General features: G+C 54.2%; 14 protein-coding genes. 3 read left to right on the top strand and 11 right to left on the bottom strand.

Annotated features, from left to right (window positions below; genetic code table 11):
• Positions 1-28: 28 nt before the first annotated feature.
• The 10 genes from BOC67_RS02410 to BOC67_RS02365 form a co-directional block, all read right to left on the bottom strand.
• Positions 29-1471 carry a phage tail sheath C-terminal domain-containing protein gene (locus BOC67_RS02410; RefSeq protein ID WP_291906811.1) on the bottom strand — a complete coding sequence of 481 codons (1443 nt, stop codon included), beginning with the start codon at positions 1469-1471 and terminating at the stop codon, positions 29-31.
• Positions 1472-1481: 10 nt separating this feature from the next.
• A complete protein-coding gene (locus tag BOC67_RS02405; RefSeq protein WP_291906808.1) occupies positions 1482-2669 on the bottom strand; it encodes a hypothetical protein in 1188 nt (395 codons plus the stop codon).
• A gap of 6 nt (positions 2670-2675) precedes the next feature.
• A complete protein-coding gene (locus tag BOC67_RS02400; RefSeq protein ID WP_291906806.1) occupies positions 2676-3287 on the bottom strand; it encodes a Pvc16 family protein in 612 nt (203 codons plus the stop codon).
• Between the two features lie 630 nt (positions 3288-3917).
• Complete coding sequence (locus BOC67_RS02395; protein WP_291906804.1) at positions 3918-4754, bottom strand: hypothetical protein; 837 nt, start codon at positions 4752-4754, stop codon at positions 3918-3920.
• Between the two features lie 10 nt (positions 4755-4764).
• Positions 4765-6159, bottom strand: a complete 1395-nt coding sequence (locus BOC67_RS02390) for a hypothetical protein (RefSeq protein ID WP_291906802.1) — start codon at positions 6157-6159, stop codon at positions 4765-4767.
• A 78-nt stretch (positions 6160-6237) separates the two neighbouring features.
• Positions 6238-7791: a hypothetical protein gene (locus tag BOC67_RS02385; RefSeq protein ID WP_291906799.1), complete on the bottom strand. Its 1554-nt coding sequence runs from the start codon at positions 7789-7791 to the stop codon at positions 6238-6240.
• Between the two features lie 148 nt (positions 7792-7939).
• Positions 7940-9490, bottom strand: a complete 1551-nt coding sequence (locus BOC67_RS02380) for a sulfatase (RefSeq protein WP_291906796.1) — start codon at positions 9488-9490, stop codon at positions 7940-7942.
• 18 nt (positions 9491-9508) lie between these two features.
• Positions 9509-11035: a sulfatase gene (locus BOC67_RS02375; RefSeq protein WP_291906793.1), complete on the bottom strand. Its 1527-nt coding sequence runs from the start codon at positions 11033-11035 to the stop codon at positions 9509-9511.
• 215 nt (positions 11036-11250) lie between these two features.
• Positions 11251-13512 carry a beta-glucosidase BglX gene (bglX, locus tag BOC67_RS02370; RefSeq protein WP_291906790.1) on the bottom strand — a complete coding sequence of 754 codons (2262 nt, stop codon included), beginning with the start codon at positions 13510-13512 and terminating at the stop codon, positions 11251-11253.
• Between the two features lie 104 nt (positions 13513-13616).
• Complete coding sequence (locus BOC67_RS02365) at positions 13617-14525, bottom strand: PorP/SprF family type IX secretion system membrane protein (RefSeq protein ID WP_291906788.1); 909 nt, start codon at positions 14523-14525, stop codon at positions 13617-13619.
• 109 nt (positions 14526-14634) lie between these two features.
• On the opposite strand from BOC67_RS02365, the gene BOC67_RS02360 reads away from it, so the two are divergent.
• The 3 genes from BOC67_RS02360 to BOC67_RS02350 all read left to right on the top strand — a co-directional run bounded on the left by BOC67_RS02360 (position 14635) and on the right by BOC67_RS02350 (position 18654).
• A complete protein-coding gene (locus BOC67_RS02360) occupies positions 14635-16176 on the top strand; it encodes an arylsulfatase (RefSeq protein ID WP_291906787.1) in 1542 nt (513 codons plus the stop codon).
• A 140-nt stretch (positions 16177-16316) separates the two neighbouring features.
• Positions 16317-16565 (top strand): hypothetical protein, encoded by a 249-nt coding sequence (locus tag BOC67_RS02355; RefSeq protein WP_291906785.1) that lies wholly within the window; start codon positions 16317-16319, stop codon positions 16563-16565.
• A 160-nt stretch (positions 16566-16725) separates the two neighbouring features.
• Positions 16726-18654, top strand: coding sequence for a gamma-glutamyltransferase family protein (locus BOC67_RS02350; RefSeq protein WP_291906783.1), 1929 nt, complete (start codon positions 16726-16728; stop codon positions 18652-18654).
• On the opposite strand, the gene BOC67_RS02345 is transcribed toward BOC67_RS02350, so the two are convergent.
• Positions 18655-21264: a sugar-binding domain-containing protein gene (locus tag BOC67_RS02345; protein WP_291906781.1), complete on the bottom strand. Its 2610-nt coding sequence runs from the start codon at positions 21262-21264 to the stop codon at positions 18655-18657. It lies immediately after the preceding gene.
• Between the last annotated feature and the right edge of the window lie 27 nt (positions 21265-21291).

Genomic DNA, 21291 nt, shown 5'->3' with positions numbered 1-21291 from the left:
GATTAAAAAGTTTTGATCAGGCATCCCATCAGGAGGATTGCAGTTTTTGTTCAAAGCGCAGGATGATGAATTCCGCAGGACGGGCTACTGCCATACCTATTTCCACGATGAGGCGGCCTTCGAGGACGTCTGTGGCCGTCATGGTTTTGCCGAGTCCTACATTCACGAAGTAGGCCTGTTCCGGTTTCGCGCCGGCCAGTGCGCCGTCTCTCCATTTCAGGAAGAGGAAGTTTTCGATCATGGACTGCACCTTGATCCAGGTGGCGGCGGTATTGGGTTCGAATACCACCCAGCGGGTTGACTTCTGGATGGACTCTTCCACCACGCTGAAGAAGCGGCGTACATTCACGTACTTCCATTCATTGCTGTTACCGTCCAGGGTACGGGCGCCCATGATGACGGTCCCGGAGCCGGGGATGCTGAGGATGGCGTCGATGGACTTGCCGTTTTCCGCGTTGATATTAATCAGGCCTTGTTCATTACGGGATACCGGCACCTGGGGTTTCACCACATCCAGCAGGCCTACGTTGGCCGGGGCTTTCCAAACACCGCGACTATTATCCACCCGCGCATAGGCGCCAGCTACCGCGCCGGACGGCGGCACTACCACATGGTATTTGCCGTATTCTGCGACAATGGCGTTATACATGGCTGAAGCGCTGCTTTGAAGCTGCTGCATGGTTTTACCGGTTTTATCTTCCCCGCCGGGCGCTCCTCCCGCAATGGTATGCGTGGTGAGGGTCAGTGCCGGGAAGTCGAACGCGTAGGTGTACACCGTTTCCAGGAAGGGATAATAAGCCGCGCCATAGCGGAGGATTTCATTATCGGATGGCGTGCTGTCATACACTGTTTTCACATCCGTGCCGATGGAAGTCGTGGTTTTAGGCACGGTGGAAGTACGCGTATCAAGGATGGCAAACCTATCCTTCGTGGTGGAGGCCTGCATAAGCATACCGCCCACTACTTTTTTGTAATCCCCGTCGCTTAGCCGCACTGCTTCCGGTATTACCAGCAGGGTAGGTTCATCTTCGAGGCCGACCAGGTTTAACCCATCTGTGAGATCGGTTTCCTTGATACCGTCGTCATAATAGCCTACGGACACGATGTAGCACCTGCCGCCGCCGTTGGCAAAGTAATGCTTCACGGCATAGTAGAGCAGGAATTTGCTCATGGAATCGGTCTTAGGGGTGATGGTTACCTTGTAGCCGGTGGTCACGGCAGCAGGGCGGATTTCATCCACCGCTATGGTGATGTTAGCGGCTGCCTCCTTGTCCGGGCCGCCATACAGCTGCACATAATCGGCCCAGCTGTTAATGGGCGTCGCTACTTTCAGGAGGTCATCATCTGCCAGCTGCTTTGCCTTTTCGGTGTAGCCGATAAATGCCGGAACGGCACTTTGTACCTCAGCAATGGAAGGAGCGAGCAGTGATATTTCTTCTACATAAACACCTGGGGAACTATAAGTTGCCATTTTCAAAAAGTTAAAGTGTTAGAAATATGTCTGAATAAATATTGGGGGCTTGAAGGTTGTTGACGCCGGTCAGCGGCGGATACGGCAGGTCAGCCTTTACGGTGGCTTCCCCGGGGTTGCCGATGTATTTTTTCAGGGCCAGTCCCAGGCGGTCATGCTCAGTACTGGAACCGGAGATATATACTTCCTGCAATGCGATGGGGCTGAGCGAAACAAATTCAATGGCTGTATCGCTCACATTCCCTTTTTTGAATTTGATGGCCGTATCGTTTGTAACCACGTTCAACCGGTTGAGGAAGTCCGCTTTATCCGGCGCGCTCAGGGCTGCCATTTCCAGGTAGAGCGGGCTGTTTGGCGTAAGGGCCACGGTATAGCGCCAGGTTGTTTTCCGCTTCGGAAATTCCAGGCTGAATACCGGGGCGGGCGGCGTAAGCGTCAGGTCAGGTTCCACTACCCGGTAGTTGGCCGGTACGGTGGCGGAGAGGTCTATCTCCACCAGGCCGAAAACATTGGCTGCCGGCGGTTCCGGCGCATAGTAGAATTGCTCTTTCGTGCTGCCGCTGATGATCAGCTCACATACCCCGCTTTTGAAGGCGGACAGGTCAAACAGGAGTTTGGAGCCGGCGGAGTCGTTGATAATCGTTTTCGGTTCCAGGGAAGCGCCGCTCAGGCGGTGTATCACGCTGGCATCGCCGGGGTTTACTACGGAGGCCGACTGGTACGTATAACCGCTACCGTTAAACCGAACCAGGTCGTTCGCGCCCTTTACGCCGCCGGCTGCCACGCTGATGTGCAGATCGTTGCGGGGCGCTGCATTGTCCGTCCTCCGGTTGCTGAAATAGTAGTACATACCGGAACCGGGTTGCAGGGGCAGGTCGTTAAAAATGAGCAGGGCCGGATTGGCCGTCACGAGCCAGAAGGAGAGCTTCGCATATTTCGCGGGCTTGTAGCGCAGCGGGTACACGCCTCCGCCGGTCTGCTCTCCTACCCTGGCATACACGGCAAAACCTCCTGTTGTTGGCGCAGGTTTGAACACCAGGTCCATCTGCCGGAAGAGTTGCAAGGTTTCGGCAGTGGGCACTATTTTAAAATCAGGTTGTGGTTCAGACCTGTAACGTGCCAACACCTTATTGTCGTAATACAGCTGCCGCACGGTAACAGCGAACAGGGGATTATATTTTGTCTGTAAACCACTCATGGCAGATTAATTTTCTGTGTAATTCACTTCACCAATACCGGCGCTCTTATCCTTGCCGCGTGTTTCGAATACGTTCAGCAGGCTCATTTTGTACACGATATTGGGGAGGTATTTGGAGCCCAGCATGCTCCAGAGGTTATTCTGCTGTTCGAAGGTCAGGCTGAGTAAGCGGAAACTAAGCCGGTCTATCAGCTGCCATGGCTTTGTGTCCGGCGTTTTAGCGCCTTCGTTCAGGCCGGGATAATGCTGCTGATCAAATACGGGGTTGGCCTGGAAGAATGCCGCCACATCTGTAAGGTCGCGCAGGGAAGTTTCATAGTGCTTGTAATTGGCCACGACCAGCAGCGTCAGCTCCAGCTCCAGCGGGGGTTGCAGCCGGAAGAAATTCTTTTCATCCGCCGGCACAAAGAAAGGGCGCTTACCTTCGCGGCGCAGCTCTTCCACGCCCACCAGCATGATGGTGATATGCATGTTATCATCCAGGTTTATATTGCCGCCCGGTTGCGCCAGGGGCTTCAGCTCTACGACGTTTCCCGGACTATAGGCCGGGTCCTGTTCCCTCTCTACGATGTAGTTTTCCAGTTCTTTCCGGATAAACTCTAATGCAGTACGTATCATGAAATCAGAATTAAAAAGTACCCATCAGTTGAAAGCAATGACAACAGCGAACCTGCGTGGCAGTGCATAGCACGCCTCTTACAATGATTGCGCCTGGCCCCAACGGCCGCGCAAACCACTGCCTGCAGCCTGTTTACAGGCCATATTGCTACTGCCGGCATGCAGCGCTTATTACAGCGCAACAAGGCCACAGCCGACTAATCCGCTTTTGACATCACATCCGTGATAGCCAAATAATCAGCACAATCCATAACACCTAAGGAGGAAATGAAACATTTGGGGTTGAACATTTCCATTAACAAACAAGTCCAGACGCTCAGACTTTGACACACTTCTCCTTAAACCAGCATAGTCATTACATTCTGACAAAAACAAGTCCTGTAGCCGGTTAAGACCACTATATTTTCAGTAGAGATAATTGATCCAGTTTAATGTGTCAAAAAATAATCCTGAAGAAAAACCAAACTTTTGAGGTTACATTTATTTGAGGTTACAATTGAATTCAAATTTAGGAAAAAAGAATTCACTTAAAAAAATAATTTTTAACCAACTTGAGATAAATAACAAATATCTCCGGAAATGTAACAGGGCATTGGATTATAGCGTTATAAAATCGTATGCCCATTCCCGTTAGAACTGTAATACCTGCACCGGAGGTTGCCTGCGCTCCAGTAGTTCTACCTGTTCCCGTGGTATCTGTTCCGTATTTATACGTAGCACTCCTAACGATGGCAAATCCACCAGCGGGGAAACATCCCTGATGTTGGTATTATAAATGCCCAGCTCCTGCAATTTCACCGCAGCGGTAATGCCGGTCAAATCGGTAATCGCCGTGCCGCTCAGGTCCATGGAAGTTGCCTGCCTGAAAAAGGGCATATGGCTCAGGGTTTCCAGGGAACTTATCTGCGTATCATGAAAGGTTATTGATTTCAGCATTCTCAGTGCTGCCAGCGGTGTGATATCGTGTACTGGCGTACCAGCGAAATTAAATCTCTCCAGTAATAAAAAATTTTTTAACGGCCACAAATCGCTTACCTGTGTGTGTGATATATCCAGGTCTTCCAGGGCCGCGAGCGGGGCAAGGGGCCTGATGTCATTCACCGGCGTACTGCGCAGGATCAGCGTTCGCAGATGCACGAGGCCGGCCAGGGCGGATAAATCGCTTACCTGCGTATTGCCCAGGTCGAGGAACTGCAACTGCTGCAAGCCGGCAATAGCGCGGATATCCTGCACCGGCAGGTAGCCCAGCGAAATTTTTTCCAGGGCCGCCAGCGTTTCGAGGCCCTGCAAGGATATCTCCCCACGATCAAACACACTACTATGGGGATCCGACTGAATAACCGTGAGTTCCTTGAGCTGTTTTAATTTCGACAGCGGGGTAAAATCAACAGGGTACACATTTGCCAGCCGGATCTCCGTGGTATCCAGCGGGTACTCGTACCCGGCAAACCTAATGGTAGCAGCCATAACAGGGAGTTTAAGCAGATGGAAGTGTGCGGTAATGGGCCACCATCCAGTCGGTCAGTTTCTTATCCCTTGCGGGGTCTTTCAGGAGATTATTTTCCTTTTTGATGGTTTGCGCTACCAATTCGTCTTTCAGCTGATCGTCCGTCAACTTTCCCGGGGCGGGAAACGGGACGCCGTGAATCGTATGCCGCAGCACACTAAAGCTGTGCGCGATACTTTCGGCGATCGTCATGTCCAGATCCGTCACTGTCCTGGCTTTCTTCGCCTGCTCATGGATCGTTAAATCTTCCAGCCTGGAGATAGTTTCCAGGAGCGCCTGATGGGTTTTAAAAGGCATGTCGTTGCCGGCCATGACTTCTTTCCTCACGCCCCTGATCAGCGTGAAGGTATCCACGGCCGCATCCCAGGCCTTGCGCAGGTGCTTGCCGGCAGCCGCTCTTACATTATCCTCCCGGGTGGCCGCCGCGCCTCCCTTCATCACGCCGGGTTTCATAGTACCGGGGAAGTTGCTGACCTTCAGCTCCCGGCGGGGCAGCTCTTCGAAGTGAGCGGCGTTGGTGATTTTTTCGCTTTCCGGCACGGCTTCAAAGCCATGATCGGTATAGTAATGCTGGTCATCGATCGAGGAATCGGCCAGGTGCGCACATTCGTGGATCAGGGTGATCTTCGTTTTCACCGGGTCCGTCACCTGCGCCACCTGTGTGAGCAGGTGGATTTCCTGCGTAGGGAAATAGGCGTAACCACCCAGGCCCACTTCGCGGTCGTCCAGGTTATAATCCGTCGTCACAAACTTATCCATATCCTTCCGCACATCCTGCAGCTTCTTTTCTATTTTCCCGTAGAAAGCCTGCGCCTGCTTGTCCTTGGAGCCAAAGACCTCCGTCAGTCCGGCCGCATTCTTGGCCGCGTTGGCGCAGAGCTTTTCCGATTCGGACATGGCGGTATCCAGCTTGGGCTTGTCCACCTTGGCTTCCACGGTAGTATGAGAATCGGCGATGGACTTGTAAATAACGGACCGCTTGCTGATGTCCAGCGCGTCATTAAAAGCGGCTTCGTCCATCACGCCGGGGGAAGGGAATATTTTTTTGATGATAACCGGTACGGGGTCCTTACTTTTCAGGCGTTTTTCCGCTGCCATGCGTTCCAGGAGCCGCGTAACGCGGTCTTGCAGGGTGGCCTCCCCTATCTTGAGCTTTTTATCCGTATAGGTGGATTTAACGCTGGAAAATTCCGGCAGCCTGAACTTAGGATTGGAGGCAGTCATCACCGCCGGCAGGTGCGCCTTCATAGCGGCCGGCAGCGCGATCTTCCGGGTATCGTCCGGCTGAAATGACGGCTTCGCGTGGGCAGCCGCACTTTTGGTACCGGAAAAGGCAGCGCGCTGCTTACTTTGATGAGTAGTCATGTGGTTAGGATTTGGGGTAATGGGGTATATAACAACTCTCCTAAGTTACGAAACTTATCGGGTAAGCAGCGCGCGCATTTATTTTTTTGCAGGACCGCCCATCACCACATCGGCGTTCATGGAGGTAATTTCGCCCAGGTTGTAATCAAACCAGCTGAATAAGGCCCTGTTTTTCTGCGGATCGCTGAAAGGCAGCCGCTGTTCGTTCATCGCGTGCAGGATCGTCGCCTTTACGATTTCGTATTTGGACATATCGCTGTTTTGAATAACAGGCATGGTACCCGCTTTGGCATTCAGCAGATGGAAAGCATGCGCGATGCCTTCTATCAATGCGAGGTCCAGGCCAGTGATCACCGGCTCGCTGTTGCGTTGCTGATGCAGGGTTAAGCCCAGGCCTTCGGAAAAATATTTCAGCTTGCCTTTATACTTTTCCATTTTGGAATTATCTTTTTCAGCTTGCTGCAGGCGGATGGTGGCGAGGATATCATGCACGTCGGCGGACTTCTTCCACAGCCGGTCCAGCGTTTTGCTGACCTCTTCCCGGATATTTTCCGTATCCATTTGCCCGCCGGAGGAAGCGGCTTTGGGCACGAATTTCAGGCCTTTGTACAGGCTTTCCTTTAAGAGGCGCCGCGGCACTTCTTCAAAGTGTGCGGCATTATTGATCTTCACTGTTTCCGACGCAGTTACAAAACCCGGCGCTGTGTAATATCCCAGGTCGTCAATATCCCTGCTGACCAGGTGCGCGGCTTCGTGGATCAGCGTCATGAGGCTTTCCACCTGGTCCTTTTGGCTGGCCACATCCGCCAGCAGGTGAATGCTTTGTTTATTGAACAGCGCATAGGCGCTAACGCCCATCTGCGCGGCATCTCCGTTATAGTCCACGGTAATATTCGTATCCGCCTGCTGGCGCAGGTGTTTTAATTTTTCGCCGATGGCTTTGTAGATAACGGCGGCTTGCGCTGCCTGCCCGCCGAAAACATCCTTGAGCATATCCGTAGATTCGGCGGACTGTTTGCAGAGGTCTTCCGCTTTGCTGAGGGCGGATTTCATTTTACCCGCATCGCCGCCGCTGAGGCGGGACCTGGCTTTCAGCACGGATTCGTAGATGGTGGACTGGTTGCGGACTTTCAACAAATCCATCAGCGCATCCATATCCATTTTGCCATTACCCGGGAAAACTTTTTTCAGCAGGTGTGCAACCACCGCGCCATAGTTCAGCTGGTTGGCTTCCACCTTACTTTTGATCAGTTTTTCCAGTTGTTTCCGGGAGAGATCCGGCGCCGCTTTTTCTTTAGTGTTAAGGAGTTCATTATAGGCATCGAGGAGAATGCCTTTATCATCAGGGTACACGGCCCGGGCCAGTTCCTCCGATTGACTGCCGAGGTTTAACTGCCCTTCTGTGGCCATACGTTCGAGGAGTACGGCCAGGCTGTCCTTCAATACCTCTTCGCTTAGCTCCACCTTCCTGCTTTTCATCTCTGCAAAGCTTGCCGTACCGGGCACCCTGAACTTAGCGCCGGATATATCCCATCCGGGATTGATCTCAACTTTTTTATTAGCGGCGGATTTAGGCGCATGCCATACATTGGATCTGCTGACAGCCACGCTGTCATTCTTTAAAATTTTCATGTACATGGGGTTATGGGGTATAAAACAATATAGCTAAGATACAAAAGAAATTCAGTTCTGCTAATACGCCCAAAAAAATAGTATGCGCAGGATATAACGTGAACGATTATACGATAAAAAAAGGATGGCCATCAGACCATCCTTTTTTTTATTTCATTTTATACACCTGTACCAGTTCGTCCGGCATCCTCACCGGCTCCCCGGTAGCCGTAATCACCGGCATCGGCGCTTTCCAGCGGCGTAACTGATCAGAGAGGAGCTTCGCCAGTTCATCCACTTTGGCCGGTTGTTTTGCCGCCAGGTTATTGACTTCCCCGATATCGGTAGCGAGGTCGTAGAGTTCCTTTGCGCCGGTACGCATGTTGTACACGAGCTTCCACCTGCCTTTGCGGATAGCGCTGTGGTAGTTGATGCCTGGGCCGCCTTTGGGAATCCATTTGTCCGGGTAATGCCATACCAGCGCCCGTTCCGGCTGGTCCTGCGCGGGGTTGCGCAGCAGTGGCACAAATGATTTACCATCTACTTCCTGCGGGGTATTATATTTTTTTACCCCGGCCATTTCCAGTATGGTGGGGAAAAAATCTTCTATGATCAAAGGCTGGCTGCATACGGCGCCGGGCTTGGTTACCGCCGGCCACTTCACGAGCATCGGCTCGCGGATGCCGCCTTCATATACGGAGCCTTTGCCGGCTTTGAGCGGGAGGTTCTGGGAATGCGCCGCACCGCCACGGGGCGGGTTGAGGCTGAGGCCCCCGTTATCGCTCATGAAAATGATGATGGTGTTGCCAGCAACGTGTTGCCGTTCCAGGTAGTCCATAATATCACCCAGGCTCTTATCCATGCCCTCGATCATGGACGCATATTTTGCTTCTGCGGCATTGAGCCCGGCGTCTTTATATTGCTGGTAAAAACGCGGGTCCGCGGTGATAGGATCATGCACGGCATAATGCGCCAGGTTCAGGTAGAAAGGCTGGCGGCGGGCAATGGGCGTAGCCATGGCCTTGATAGCTTCTTTAGTAAGCGCTTCCGTGAGGAAGTCGCCCGAATCGTAATATTCTTCCAGGTCCGGTACCGATTGTACACTGTTCTTTCCCGGCAGGTTACCGTAATGCTCTTCGCTCAGGTAGCTTTGCGGATGGCCGGCGGCATGGCCGGAAATATTCACCTCGAAGCCCAGGTTCAGGGGGTTGGCGCCAGGCATGCCCATGGGGCCCCAGTGGCCTTTACCCACGTGAATGGTGTAGTATCCGGCTGCTTTCAGGAGTTGCGGATACGTGGCCGCATATACGGTGGCGGAATCGCCCTGGCGTGGACTCAGCCCGTTTACATTCCAGGGGGCAGGACTGAACAGGCTGTCCGGCGCATCTGTATTTTTATTTTTAACGGGCGAGGTCCAGTTGGTGACGCCGTGGTGCGCGGCGTTCATCCCCGTCATCAGGCTGACCCTGCTGGGGGTGCAAACGGGGGTAGCGTATGCGTTGGAGAAGAGGACGCCCTGCGCCGCCAGCCTTTCCATATTAGGCGTGCGGTAACGCTGGTTGAGCGTGAGTTTGGCGCCGCTAAAGGGAACGGAGTTGTCCATCCATCCCATATCATCCACGAGGAACAGGATGATGTTGGGCGATTGCCGCTGCTGCGCCTGCGCGCCGGCGGAGCATATCGTTAGTCCCAACAGGATTGTAGCGAAGTAATTTTTCATTGTTCAAAGTTATTGTAGTTATTTACCAAATGCAATCTGCATCGCTTCCTGGTCGTCGTACTTCGTGATCTGCTCTTTCAGCAAGGCTTTCAGCTCAGCGATTTTTTTCGTATAGCGTTGATCGTTATAAAGGTTATGCAGTTCGTGCGGATCATCCCGGAGGTCGAACAATTCCCAGCCATCAACGCGTTCGTAATAGCGGATCAGCTTATAGCGCGGGGTTTTGATGCCGAAGTGGGGGGATACGGCGTGCACGGTATTTTCGTAATAGTGATAATACAGCACGTCCCTGCCTTTTGATTTGGGCGCTTTCAGCAGCGGCAGCATGGACTGGCCCTGCATATCCGCCGGCGCCTTTACCTGTGCGGCTTCCAGCACGGTGGGCGCAATATCCATATTCAGCACCATCTGGTTCGCCACGGTTCCAGGTTTTACTACGCCCGGATAGCGCATTACCATTGGGGTGCGGAAGGATTCTTCGTACATCCAGCGCTTGTCGAACCAGCCATGTTCGCCCATGTAGAAGCCCTGGTCCGACATGTAAATAACGATGGTGTTGTTGGTAAGACGGTGCGCGTCCAGGTAGTTGAGCGTGCGGTTGATGTTGCGGTCCAGGGCTTGGGCCGTGGCCAGGTAATCGCGCATATAGCGTTGGTACTTCCATTCCGCCAGGGCTTTACCACTGAGTTTTTTAGCTTTCAGGGCCGCCTCTATGGGCTGGTACACGGCATCGAATTTAGCGCGTTGCGCGGCGTTCATTCTTTTGATGGTGCCGTCAATATTTTTATCGAAGGAAAGCATTTTCAGGTCATATGCCATGGTCATGTCCTTGATGACGCTCATCTCCTGTTGTTTAGCGGCTTCGCGGGTGCTGTAATCGTCGAAGTAGGTAGCTGGCACCGGGTAGGTACGATGTTCCAGTGTACCCATGTCCGTTGTATCCGGGATCCAGTTGCGGTGGGTGGCTTTATGGCCGATCACGAGGCAGAAAGGCTGCGTGGTATCGCGGTTGCTGAGCCATTTTTCTGCTTCATCCTCGATGATGTTGGTCACGTAACCTTCCGTGCGGGTGGTTTTGCCGTTCATTTCGAGGAAGTCCGGATTATAGTACTGGCCCTGGCCGGGGAGTATCCGGTAGTAGGTAAATCCTTCGGGCTTGCTTTCCAGGTGCCATTTGCCGATCCAGGCAGTTTGGTATCCTGCGCGTTGCAGCTCTTTCACAAAAGTATTCTGCGAGCCGTCGAACACGGAGTGGTCATTGTCCCTAAAGCCGTTCTTGTGGCTGTATTTACCCGTGATGATGGTGGCGCGGCTGGGGCCGCAGATGGAATTGGTAACATAGGCTTTATCGAAGCGCACGCCCTCTTTGGCGATGCGGTCGATACCCGGTGTGGAAGCCAGTTTGCTGCCATAAGCGCTAATTGTCTGAAAGGCATGATCGTCCGACAGGATGATGACGATGTTCGGTCGTTGCTGCGCCTGCAACTTACCGGTAGCCGTGGCGCTACCCAGTAAGGCGAGCGTCAAAAACAGATTTCTCCGCATGTAGTTTGGATTAGGTTTCCCGATAAAAATAATGGTTGCGGAGCATTTATTGTAACCATTTACAAAATTCAGGCAGGATGGGTGAAAACGGCATAAGGCGCCGGGCGGCTGTGCCCCGGACGTGGCGGCGCTCCCGGCGGCATTAGATCTCTCCCCCAAAAAAATAAAAGGCGCCACCTGAGCGATGGCGCCTTTTTGATCCTACGAATAAAATATTACAGGAGGGTGAAGTCAGCCTCTTTTACGTCCCGGCTGTTCCCGCCGATAAAGACTTTGAAGTCGCCCGGTTCCGCTACCAGCTTCAGATCGCTGTTATAGAACTGCAGGTCCTTCACAGAAATGGTGAAGCGCACGTCTTTCGATTCGCCCGGCTGCAGGCTCACTTTTTTGAATCCTTTCAGCTCTTTTACGGGGCGGGTAATGCTGCCCACCATATCGCGGATGTAGAGCTGTACGGTTTCTTCGCCCGCGGTTTTACCGGTGTTCGTCACTTTTACGGTGGCCGTCAGGGTTTCACCTGTTTTTATTTGTTTTTGGGAGAGAGATATGCCGCCGTAGCTGAACGTGGTATAGGAAAGGCCGAAACCGAACGGATACAACGGGTCGTTATCAACGTCCAGGTAGTTACTCCGGTATTTCGCGAACCATTTCCCATCCAAAGGGCGGCCTGTATTTTTATGGTTGTAATATAACGGCACCTGCCCTACGTTTTTGGGGAAAGTCACGCTCAGCTTACCGCCCGGGTTCACGGTCCCGAACAGCACATCCGCTACGGCGTAACCCGCTTCGCTGCCCGGAAACCAGGCATTGAGGATGGCGGGTACATGTTCCTGCTCCCAGGTCAGCGCCAGGGGGCGGCCTGTAAAGAGCAACAGCACTACGGGTTTACCGGTTTGCAGGAGGGCCTGCAATAATTTTTGCTGGGTATGCGGGATGGTGATATCGCTGCGGCTGGCGGACTCCCCGCTCATCTCCGAAGATTCGCCCAGGGCAGCTACGATTACATCCGCTTTAGCGGCTACGGAGAGGGCTTCGTTGAGCATAGCCGCATCGTCCCTCGTGTCCCAGGAGGGGCCGCCATATACCATGGCATTGCGGGCCAGGGTGGAATCGGCGAAGTTCGCGCCTCGGGCGTATAGGAAGTTCACCTTATCCCCCATGGTTTCTTTCAGCCCTTTGATGACGGAGGTAGCATTGGTTTTGGTAGCGGGGAAGCTCCAGGTGCCGAACATATTTTCCGGGCTGTCCGCCAGCGGGCCAATTACAGCCACCGTGCCGCTTTGCTTCAGTGGCAGGACGTTGTCATTTTTCAGCAGCACCATGCTTTTAGCGGCGATGTAGCGGGCATCCTTACGGTGTTGCGCCGTAAAAACCTCTGTGGCGGCGCGCTGTTCATCGCAGTATTTATAAGGGTCATCGAAGAGGCCCAGTTCATATTTGGCGATGAGGATGCGGCGGCAGGCGGTGTCTATCTGCGCTTGTTTGATCTTGCCTTCGGCAAGGCTTTTCTGCAAGGTTTTGAGGAAGCCTTCCGCCACCATGTCCATATCCACGCCGGCGTCCAGGGCTTTGGCGGAAACCTGCTGATAGTTGCCGATGCCGTGTTGGATCATTTCGGAGATGCCGGTATAGTCGGACACGACGAAGCCGTCGAACTTCCATTGCCTGCGCAGCACTTCGTTGATCAGCCACTTGTTGGCAGTAGCCGGCATGCCGTTGATTTCGTTGAAGCTGGCCATCACGCTGCGGGCGCCTGCTTCAACGGCTGCCTGATAAGGAGGCAGGTATTCGTTGTACATGCGGACGGGGCTCATGTCGACCGTGTTGTAATCGCGCCCTGCTTCTGCGGCGCCATACAACGCAAAATGTTTTACGCAGGCGAGGATGGCGGCTTTGCCCCGGAGGTCTTTCCCCTGGAAGCCGCGTACCATGGCCTTAGCGATCTGGCTGCCGAGGTAGGCATCTTCCCCGCTGCCTTCTGAAATGCGGCCCCAGCGGGGGTCGCGGGCAATGTCCACCATGGGCGAGAAGGTCCATGCGATACCATCCGCGCTGGCTTCGGTGGCGGCGATGCGGGCGCTTTTTTCGATCAGCTCCATATCCCAGGTGCTGCTGAGCCCCAGGGGGATGGGAAAGGTGGTTTCATAGCCATGGATGACGTCCATCCCGAAGAGCAGGGGGATGTGGAGGCGGCTATTTTCCACGGCGGCCTTTTGCATTTCCCGGATTTTGGCGACTCCCTTGATGTTAAAGAGTCCGCCTACTTTTCCCTGTTCTATCTGCTGACCTACGTTACTGCTCATGACGGAGCCTGTAACGAAGTCGCCCGCTACGGGAAGGTTTAGCTGGCCCAGCTTCTCTTCCAGTGTCATTTTACTGAGAAGCTGGTCAACGAACGCGAACATCTTTTGCTGTTGCTGTGCGCGTGCGTGGATAGTCAAGCATAATGCTGCGAGTACAATTATACTTTTCTTCATGTTAAAAAATGGATTTTAATAAGGGCGAAAGGTACAATAAAAAAAGCCTTCCGGGTAGGTTCCCGGGAGGCTTTCGGCTGTATTTACAACAGGTGATTTGCGGATTAACGGAAGAGGTCCGCCGCCAATGCAATTTCGTAGCTGCCATCCGTAATGGTACGATAGCCGCTGGTTTGTTTGGTGTACATCCCCAGTATGCGGACGGTGTTGGCCACTCTAACGCCGGCGCCTACACTGTAACTGCCGGAGGTATGGTAGAGCGCAGTGACGTTGGCGACGTTGGATAAAATGCCGATGTTCAGTCCCAGGTCCGCAATGCCTTCGTAGCCTTTGACTGCGCGGTAGGCCACTTTGGGCTCAACGGAGCTGATGGCGTTATCAAGGAGGAAGCGGTAGCTCAGCGCGGTAAAGAGGATGGTACCGCCGTTGACGGTTGCAAAGTCTTTATTGGAGAAGGTAGACCGGATGTTGGGCAGGGCTGCCTGGATATTCCAGTGTTGGTTGGTAAAGCCGATGCCGAAGTCCGCCTCAAAGTAATCGTCCCGCCGGTTAAACGCGCCGATAGAAGGATCGCTGTTATCGCCTGCCAGCTTTTCATAATCCAGCCGCTGAAAGTTTAGCCCCAGCGATAGTCCGAAGTGCAGCCTTGCCCCGTTTTCGCTGAGGGGCAGGTGATAGGCGTAGGTGCCGGCAATGCGGGTACGGGATAGTAATCCTGCCTTATCGTTCATGACGTTCAGGCCTGCTCCTACCCTGTTGCCGATGTAGCCGTCCGCGGAAAAGAACTGCGTTTTAGGCGCGCCTTCCACTGCATCCAGCTGGGAGCGGTAGGCGGCGTTGACGTGCAGCCCGCTGTCTACCCCTGCCATGGCCGGGTTGGCCAGGTACTGGTTCATGTAGTATTGCGTGGCCGATGGTTCCAGTAAAGCAGGCGTTTTGCTGAGCGATTGTGCGTTGGCTGACAGGGATAAGGTGAGCGCTGCGGCGCAGAGTATAAGTATCCGGGACTTCATGGAATAGGATTATATATATCACAAAAGTAATATATATAATTCAAAAAGAAAAACCGGATTTTTGACGGGTGGTTACCTAACTCTCTGAAAATATAATATCTTGGAACACATGAACATGAAAAAAATCCGCATGCTTACCTTAGCGGCAGGACTTTGCACACTGGCAGGTTTCCCTTCCGCGCTCCATGCGCAGCAGCGACCCAACATCATTTTTATTTACGCAGATGACTTAGGCTATGGCGACGTGAGTTGCTATGGGATGAAGCGCATCCAGACGCCGAACATTGACCGGCTTGCCCGGCAGGGCGTGCGATTTACGAACGGCTATGCCACCAGCGCTACGTGTACGCCTTCCCGTTACGGCATCCTGACGGGGCGTTATCCGTGGCGGCAGCAAAACACCGGCATTGCGCCCGGCGATGCGGCGCTGATCATCCCGAGGGATCACAAAACATTGCCCGGGATGTTGCAGGATGCCGGCTACCAGACGGCGGTAATCGGCAAATGGCATTTGGGCATCGGGGAGCCCGGGACTACGATCGACTGGAATGCGGACCTGAAGCCGGGGCCGCTGGAAGTAGGCTTTAACTATGCGTATATTATGCCTGCTACGCTGGACAGGGTGCCCTGCGTGTTTGTAGAAAACCACCGTGTGGCGGGCCTGGACCCTGCGGACCCTATCACCGTCAGCTATAAACATAAGGTAGGCAACGACCCTACCGGTAAGGAGAACCCGGAGAAGCTCCGCATGCGCACCGATCCGCGGCAGGGGCATGACCAGACGATTGTGGACAGCATCAGCCGCATCGGCTGGATGAGCGGGGGCAACAGCGCCCGCTGGAAAGATGAAAACATCGCCGGGATTATCACGCAGAAAGCCATTGACTTCATGGGGAAAAATAAATCCCAACCATTCTTTATTTACTTTGCCAGTGGCGATATCCATGTGCCCCGTTACCCGAACAGCCAGTTCAGGGGTAAGAGCGGCATGGGGCTGCGCGGCGATGCGATACTGCAGCTGGATTGGACCGTGGGCCAGCTCACCCATGCGCTGGACTCCCTGGGGCTGACGAAAAACACCATGATCATTTTCAGCAGCGATAACGGGCCGGTATTGAACGACGGGTACCTGGATCAGGCGGCGGAATTAGTGGGCAGCCATAAGCCCGGCGGCCCGCTGCGCGGCGGCAAATACAGCAGTTTTGAGGCAGGCGCGCGCGTACCGCTGATAGTAAAATGGCCGGCGGGCATTGCCAAACCGGCAGTGTCAGATGCATTGATTGGCCAGGTGGACTTCTTTGCTTCGCTGGCAAAGCTGACGGGGCAACCGCTTGCGGACGGCGATGCGCCGGATAGCTTCGATATGTTGCAGCAATTGCTCGGCAAATCCAGGCAGGACCGTCCTTACCTGATTACGCAGGGCGGGCCATTGTCGATTATTGAAGGAGATTACAAATATATTACTCCCTCCAAAGGGGCCAGGGTGGCGGCGGATGTGAACATTGAGCTGGGAAATGATCCGGGACCGCAGCTGTATAATATCAGGAAAGATGTATTTGAAAAAAATAACCTGGCGGAGAAGGACGCTGCGCGGGCCAATGCTATGGCGGAAAAGCTGAAGGCGGTAAAAGCCGCGGGGAGCAGCAGGTAGCTGATCCGTTTCAGTTAGCAGTTTTCGTATAGCCGGGGCGTTATAACAAGCGCCGCCCTGTTGAAACGCTGAACCCGCTTGGATTTCAGGCATGTATTTTTCAGTATGGAATAGAAATTTTAACCGAAAAATATTCGCATATGAAAGTTCCCAAGATTTTGTTATTTGCTGCCGTAGCAGCACTCGGCGTTGCGGCTTGCAATAATCCGAACCGTTCCAACAACAATGGCGCTAACGACACTACTACGACCATGATGGACAGCGCAGGCGTTTCGCCTGATACTGCGCCGGCAGCGCAGATACCTCCGGGCGCGCCTAATCCCGGGGAAGACAGCGCACGCTATGGCACAGGCGCGGGCGATACTTCCAAAAACAACAGACAACAATAATTCCTGAACACATCACAGCGCGGCGCAGTCCGCGTTGTGATGTTAAATACCTCCCGTTTACCTGGCAAGTTTTACCCCAACTGTAGCCCCCACTCCTCATATTGCTATCTAGCTTGCCGATTTTTTCTTACCTTGACCGGTGACAACTTTCTAAACTTTTATGAAGCGGATATTAACGATTGCCCTCTCGCTGGGTATTGCCGCGGGTGCGGCAGCACAGCCAACTCAAAAGCCGCCGTTGCATGGTAAAAACTGGATGGCTATAACCGGTAAACCGCTGGCGGCTACTGCCGGCGCGATGATCTTCCAAAAGAACGGGAATGCCGTAGACGCTGCCTGCGCCATGCTGGCCGCCACCTGCACCATGTGGGATGTGCTGAGCTGGGGCGGCGAAACGCAAGCCCTGATTTATAATCCGAAAACGGGAAAAGTGATTGCCATCAATGCGTTGGGCGTGGCTCCCACCGGCGCCACACCGGAGTTCTACAAGGGCAAGGGCTATGATTTTCCGCCGGAATACGGTCCGCTGGCGGCCGTAACGCCGGGCACCGTAGGCGGACTATGCTATATGCTGGCCAATTACGGCACCATGAGCCTGAAAGAAGTGCTGGCGCCGGCTATGGAAATGGCCGCCGGTTATCCCATAGACGCGCAGACGGCCAATATGATGGAGCGCGGCAAGAAATATATCAACCAATGGCCTTACAGCAAGGCCGTTTTCATGACGCACCCCGGCGCCTCCAGGGAAGCCCCGGAGCCGGGTGAAATATTCGTACAGAAAGACCTGCTGCAAACGCTGCAGAAAATGGTGGCTGCCGAGCAGGAAGCGCTGGCGAAAAAGAAGAGTCGCAAAGAGGCCATCATGGCGGCGTATGACCGTTTCTACAAAGGGGACATTGCGCGGGAGTTTGTCCGCGGCTGCCAGGAACAGGGCGGCCTGATTACGATGGAGGACCTCGCCAACTGGAAACCGGTAGAAGAAGAGCCGCTGCATGTAAATTACAAAGGCATAGAAGTATATAAACTCAGGGAATGGACACAAGGGCCTATGCTGCTGCAAAGCCTGAATATCCTGGAGAATTTTGACCTGAAAGCGATGGGATATAACTCGCCTTCGTATATCCATACCCTTTACCAGACGATGAACCTGGCTTTTGCGGACCGCGATTTCTATTACGGCGACCCTGCGTTTAATAAGAACCCCGCCATTGCGGGACTGCTTAACAAGGAGTATGCAAAGGCGAGGGCAAAGCAGATCAATCCTTCGCAGAATGACGCCGGCGCCGGCCCGGGCGATCCTTATCCTTACATCGGTAAAACCAATCCATACCTGCATTTCCTGAAAGAGCGCGCCGCGTTTATGGATACGACCAACGGCCGCAAGCCGGGCGGCTTTGTGCCCAAGCACGATGCCACCTATCTCCCACCGGCGTCAGCGGAACAGTTGTATGCAGCCAATGATACAGACAGCGCTTATATGGACCGTCTGTGGCGCGGCACCACCAGTGTGGAAGCGGCGGATAAGGACGGATGGGTGGTAAGCATTACGCCCAGCGGCGGATGGCTGCCAGCCTGCATCGCCGGCAAGACGGGCGTAGGCATGAGCCAGCGCGCGCAAAGCTTTGTACTGGATTCAGCGATCTGTTCGTTTAACGTGATCGCCCCGGGCAAACGCCCGCGGGTAACGCTTACGCCGAGTATGGCGTTGAAAGACGGGAAGCCTTTCCTCTGCTTCGGCGTGCAGGGAGGCGATACGCAGGACCAGAACCTGCTGCAATTTTTCCTCAACGTTGTGGAGTTTGGGATGACCGTACAACAAGCCACGGAAGCGGCGAACATCAATACCAACCAGCTGTGGTTATCGCTGGGCGGCAGTACGGTGAAAGACAGGCAACCACGGCCCGGCAGCATTCTCCTCAACAGTAATACGCCTGAAAAAACCAGGCAGCAATTGCAACAAATGGGCTATCACCTCAGCTTTGGCGACCGCACCAGCGGCCCTATCAATGCTATTTTGCTGGACCGCGCACATAACAGCATCTGGGGCGGCAGCAGCAACCATGGGGAGGACTATGGTATCGGCTGGTAATTACCAGGTTGCTTCATTCCGTTTCATTTTAGCCAACACTGCTTCATAATTTTTACGATCAGCTTCGGGCGCCAATGTGAGCGCCCGTTCCTGTATCGTGATGGCTTCCTGCTTCCTGCCGGCTTTATAGAGCAGGTTAGCGCGGGTAAATAAGAGGGAGGAGCGCTCCCCTTGCTTCAGGGACAGCTGGGACCAGCCGGAAGCGGTCATGAGCAGGCTCGTATCCGTATAGCGGTAGAATACCGTGATGGCGTAGCGGTTCAACTCTTCCGGGGATAAGGAGGCCGCGTATTTCCCGATATACTGCGTGGCCGACGGGGCAAACTGGTCCCATTCCTTGTTAGTATAGTGGTACAATGTTTTGGCCCGCATATAAATTTCTTCGCCGGCGGGCCCGTACTGCTTGGTACGGGTAAACATCCGGCTCCAGTCCGGGTTCAGGTTGGTGCTGCTGATTTCCGGGCTGATTTCATCATTGTAAATAATCGTCATCAGCTTTTGATCCGCCTGGCGCACGCCCATTACCTTATTGGCGGCGTCCTTGTATTTGCGGATGAATTCAAAGCCTTTATCCTTCACGCTGTTAGTCATGTTGAAGATGAAGATCCATTCGGACCTGCTGAATGGGGGCTTCATGTATTTGTAGTAGTCGTCCGCGATGAGGCGGGCGTTGGGGAGGTCGTTGAGTCGTACCGCCATCAGCGCCAGGTCCTTCAGGAAGGCGGAATCCTTTTTGCCCTTGCGGTAGGATTCCAGCAGGGCGCCATAGCGGTTATCCGGGTTGGTGGTATCCATATCGCGGAGCTTCAGGTCCGGCGGGATGGGGCCGGTAGGCGGGATGATAGCGCTATGGATGGCGCGTATTTTTTCCAGCGGTATTTTAATGATTTCGCGGTCATAGGTCATCAGGCCGTTCTCTTCTATTTCCACGTCAAACGGTTCTGTATAGATGGAGCCGCTGAGGCCTTCTTCTTCGTATATCTTCAGGTGTTTCATCATGAATGCGTATTTGCCGGCAAACTGCGCGGGTGGTACGGATACGTAGCCCCAGCCTTCGGAGCCGTTCCACTGGTGGTTGAGTACGCGTACCTGCACCCCGCCCCATTCTCCCAGTACGCGGGCTTTCCCCGGCATGGCCGGCGCGATGGAAGGGCCGGGATAGTCGTGGATATCTGTGAGGTCGCTGGATTTCCAGCGGTCGTTAGGATTGGTAACGGCGCGGCGGTCGTAGTTTTCCCCGGAGTGGCCGTTGATGAGGCGGCTGGGGTCCGTGGTCTTCATCCATTCTGTGAGCCGCTGCTGGTCAAACTTTGCCCAACCTTCATTGAACAGCACCCAGCAGACGATGCTGGGGTGGTTGTGCAGCAGGGCGAGGTTTTCCTTGTTTTCCTTTTCGAAGATGAGTCGCGCCGCGGGCGATTCATTGGCGCAGGTCACCATATCCTGCCATACGAGCATGCCCAGTTTATCGCAGTGGTAATACCAGCGTGCGGGCTCTATTTTGATATGCTTACGGATGGTGTTAAAGCCCATGGCTTTGATAGCGCGGATGTCGAACCGCAGCGCTTCATCCGTGGGCGCGGTATGGAGGCCATCCGGCCAGAAGCCCTGGTCGAGCACGCCGAGGTTGTAGGTATATTTTCCGTTGAGGAATATACGTTCCTGTCCTGTTTCATCTTTTTGTATGGAGATGGTACGGATGCCAGCGTAGGAGGTCACGGAGTCGAGCGGCAGGTCGTCCTGGAAGAGCCGGATGGAGAGATCGTACAGGTAGGGATCTTCCGGGCTCCACCTGCGCGGATTGGGGATGTTGAGCTGCAGCGGTTCTCCGGCGTTGCCGCGGGCGGCGGCAACGGGGGCGCCATTGGCGAGGGCGGTTACTTCCGCGGTCAGGCGGGCGGAATCATTGGCTTGTACGGTAACGGTTATACTATTTTCGGATGGCATTATTTTCAGTCCGGTGATATACTTCTCCGGTACGGCTTCGAGCCATACGGTTTGCCAGATGCCGCTGCTGGCGGTGTACATGATGCCGCGGGGTTGCAGTACCTGTTTGCCGCGGGGGTTGTTGCCCTGGTCGGAGGGGTCCCATACGGCTACTACGAGCTGGTTTTCTCCTGGTTTGAACTGGCTGGTGATGTCGATGGTAAATGCCTGGTAGCCTCCTTCGTGGCTGCCTACTTTTTTGCCGTTGAGGTACACGGTGGCCTGCCAGTCTACCGCGCCGAAGTGCAGCAGGTAGCGTGTAGGCGTTTCCGTTACCGGCTTTTTAAGGGTGCGGCTGTACCAGAGTCTCTGTTCCGGGGTCAGGGATTTCTTTACGCCGGAGAGGGCAGATTCCAGCGGGTAGGGCACCAGGATTTTTCCTTTGTAGGCGGCAGGCGGGGCGGCGTCTTTTGCGGTGATGGCGTAGTTCCAGAGGCCGTTGAGGTTTTGCCAGTTGGGGCGCACCATCTGGGGCCTGGGGTATTCCGGCCAGGCGTTTTCAGGGGAGACGACGGCCGTCCAGCGGGTGGTGATGGGGATGGGCTGCGCTTTCCAGGCTGATTGTGCGCAGGCCATGCGGGCCATGCTACAGCAGGAAATGATGGTGAGGATCAGTAATTTCATCTGCATCGTTAAATGGCTTTTGAGAAG

The organism is Chitinophaga sp. CB10, assembly GCA_001870995.2.
Taxonomy (GTDB): Bacteria; Bacteroidota; Bacteroidia; order Chitinophagales; family Chitinophagaceae; genus Chitinophaga.
Note: the sequence above shows the minus strand (reverse complement) of the source record. Positions and strands in the feature narration are given on the sequence as shown.

What these genes read in the sequence shown, in the direction of transcription:
- BOC67_RS02400 (WP_291906806.1), bottom strand. Translation starts at nt 3,287, where the DNA reads ATGATACGTACTGCATTAGAGTTTATCCGGAAAGAACTGGAAAACTAC.
- BOC67_RS02375 (WP_291906793.1), bottom strand. Translation starts at nt 11,035, where the DNA reads ATGCGGAGAAATCTGTTTTTGACGCTCGCCTTACTGGGTAGCGCCACG.
- BOC67_RS02385 (WP_291906799.1), bottom strand. Translation starts at nt 7,791, where the DNA reads ATGAAAATTTTAAAGAATGACAGCGTGGCTGTCAGCAGATCCAATGTA.
- BOC67_RS02410 (WP_291906811.1), bottom strand. Translation starts at nt 1,471, where the DNA reads ATGGCAACTTATAGTTCCCCAGGTGTTTATGTAGAAGAAATATCACTG.
- BOC67_RS02380 (WP_291906796.1), bottom strand. Translation starts at nt 9,490, where the DNA reads ATGAAAAATTACTTCGCTACAATCCTGTTGGGACTAACGATATGCTCC.
- BOC67_RS02345 (WP_291906781.1), bottom strand. Translation starts at nt 21,264, where the DNA reads ATGAAATTACTGATCCTCACCATCATTTCCTGCTGTAGCATGGCCCGC.
- BOC67_RS02365 (WP_291906788.1), bottom strand. Translation starts at nt 14,525, where the DNA reads ATGAAGTCCCGGATACTTATACTCTGCGCCGCAGCGCTCACCTTATCC.
- BOC67_RS02405 (WP_291906808.1), bottom strand. Translation starts at nt 2,669, where the DNA reads ATGAGTGGTTTACAGACAAAATATAATCCCCTGTTCGCTGTTACCGTG.
- BOC67_RS02355 (WP_291906785.1), top strand. Translation starts at nt 16,317, where the DNA reads ATGAAAGTTCCCAAGATTTTGTTATTTGCTGCCGTAGCAGCACTCGGC.
- BOC67_RS02390 (WP_291906802.1), bottom strand. Translation starts at nt 6,159, where the DNA reads ATGACTACTCATCAAAGTAAGCAGCGCGCTGCCTTTTCCGGTACCAAA.
- BOC67_RS02360 (WP_291906787.1), top strand. Translation starts at nt 14,635, where the DNA reads ATGAACATGAAAAAAATCCGCATGCTTACCTTAGCGGCAGGACTTTGC.
- BOC67_RS02350 (WP_291906783.1), top strand. Translation starts at nt 16,726, where the DNA reads ATGAAGCGGATATTAACGATTGCCCTCTCGCTGGGTATTGCCGCGGGT.
- bglX (WP_291906790.1), bottom strand. Translation starts at nt 13,512, where the DNA reads ATGAAGAAAAGTATAATTGTACTCGCAGCATTATGCTTGACTATCCAC.
- BOC67_RS02395 (WP_291906804.1), bottom strand. Translation starts at nt 4,754, where the DNA reads ATGGCTGCTACCATTAGGTTTGCCGGGTACGAGTACCCGCTGGATACC.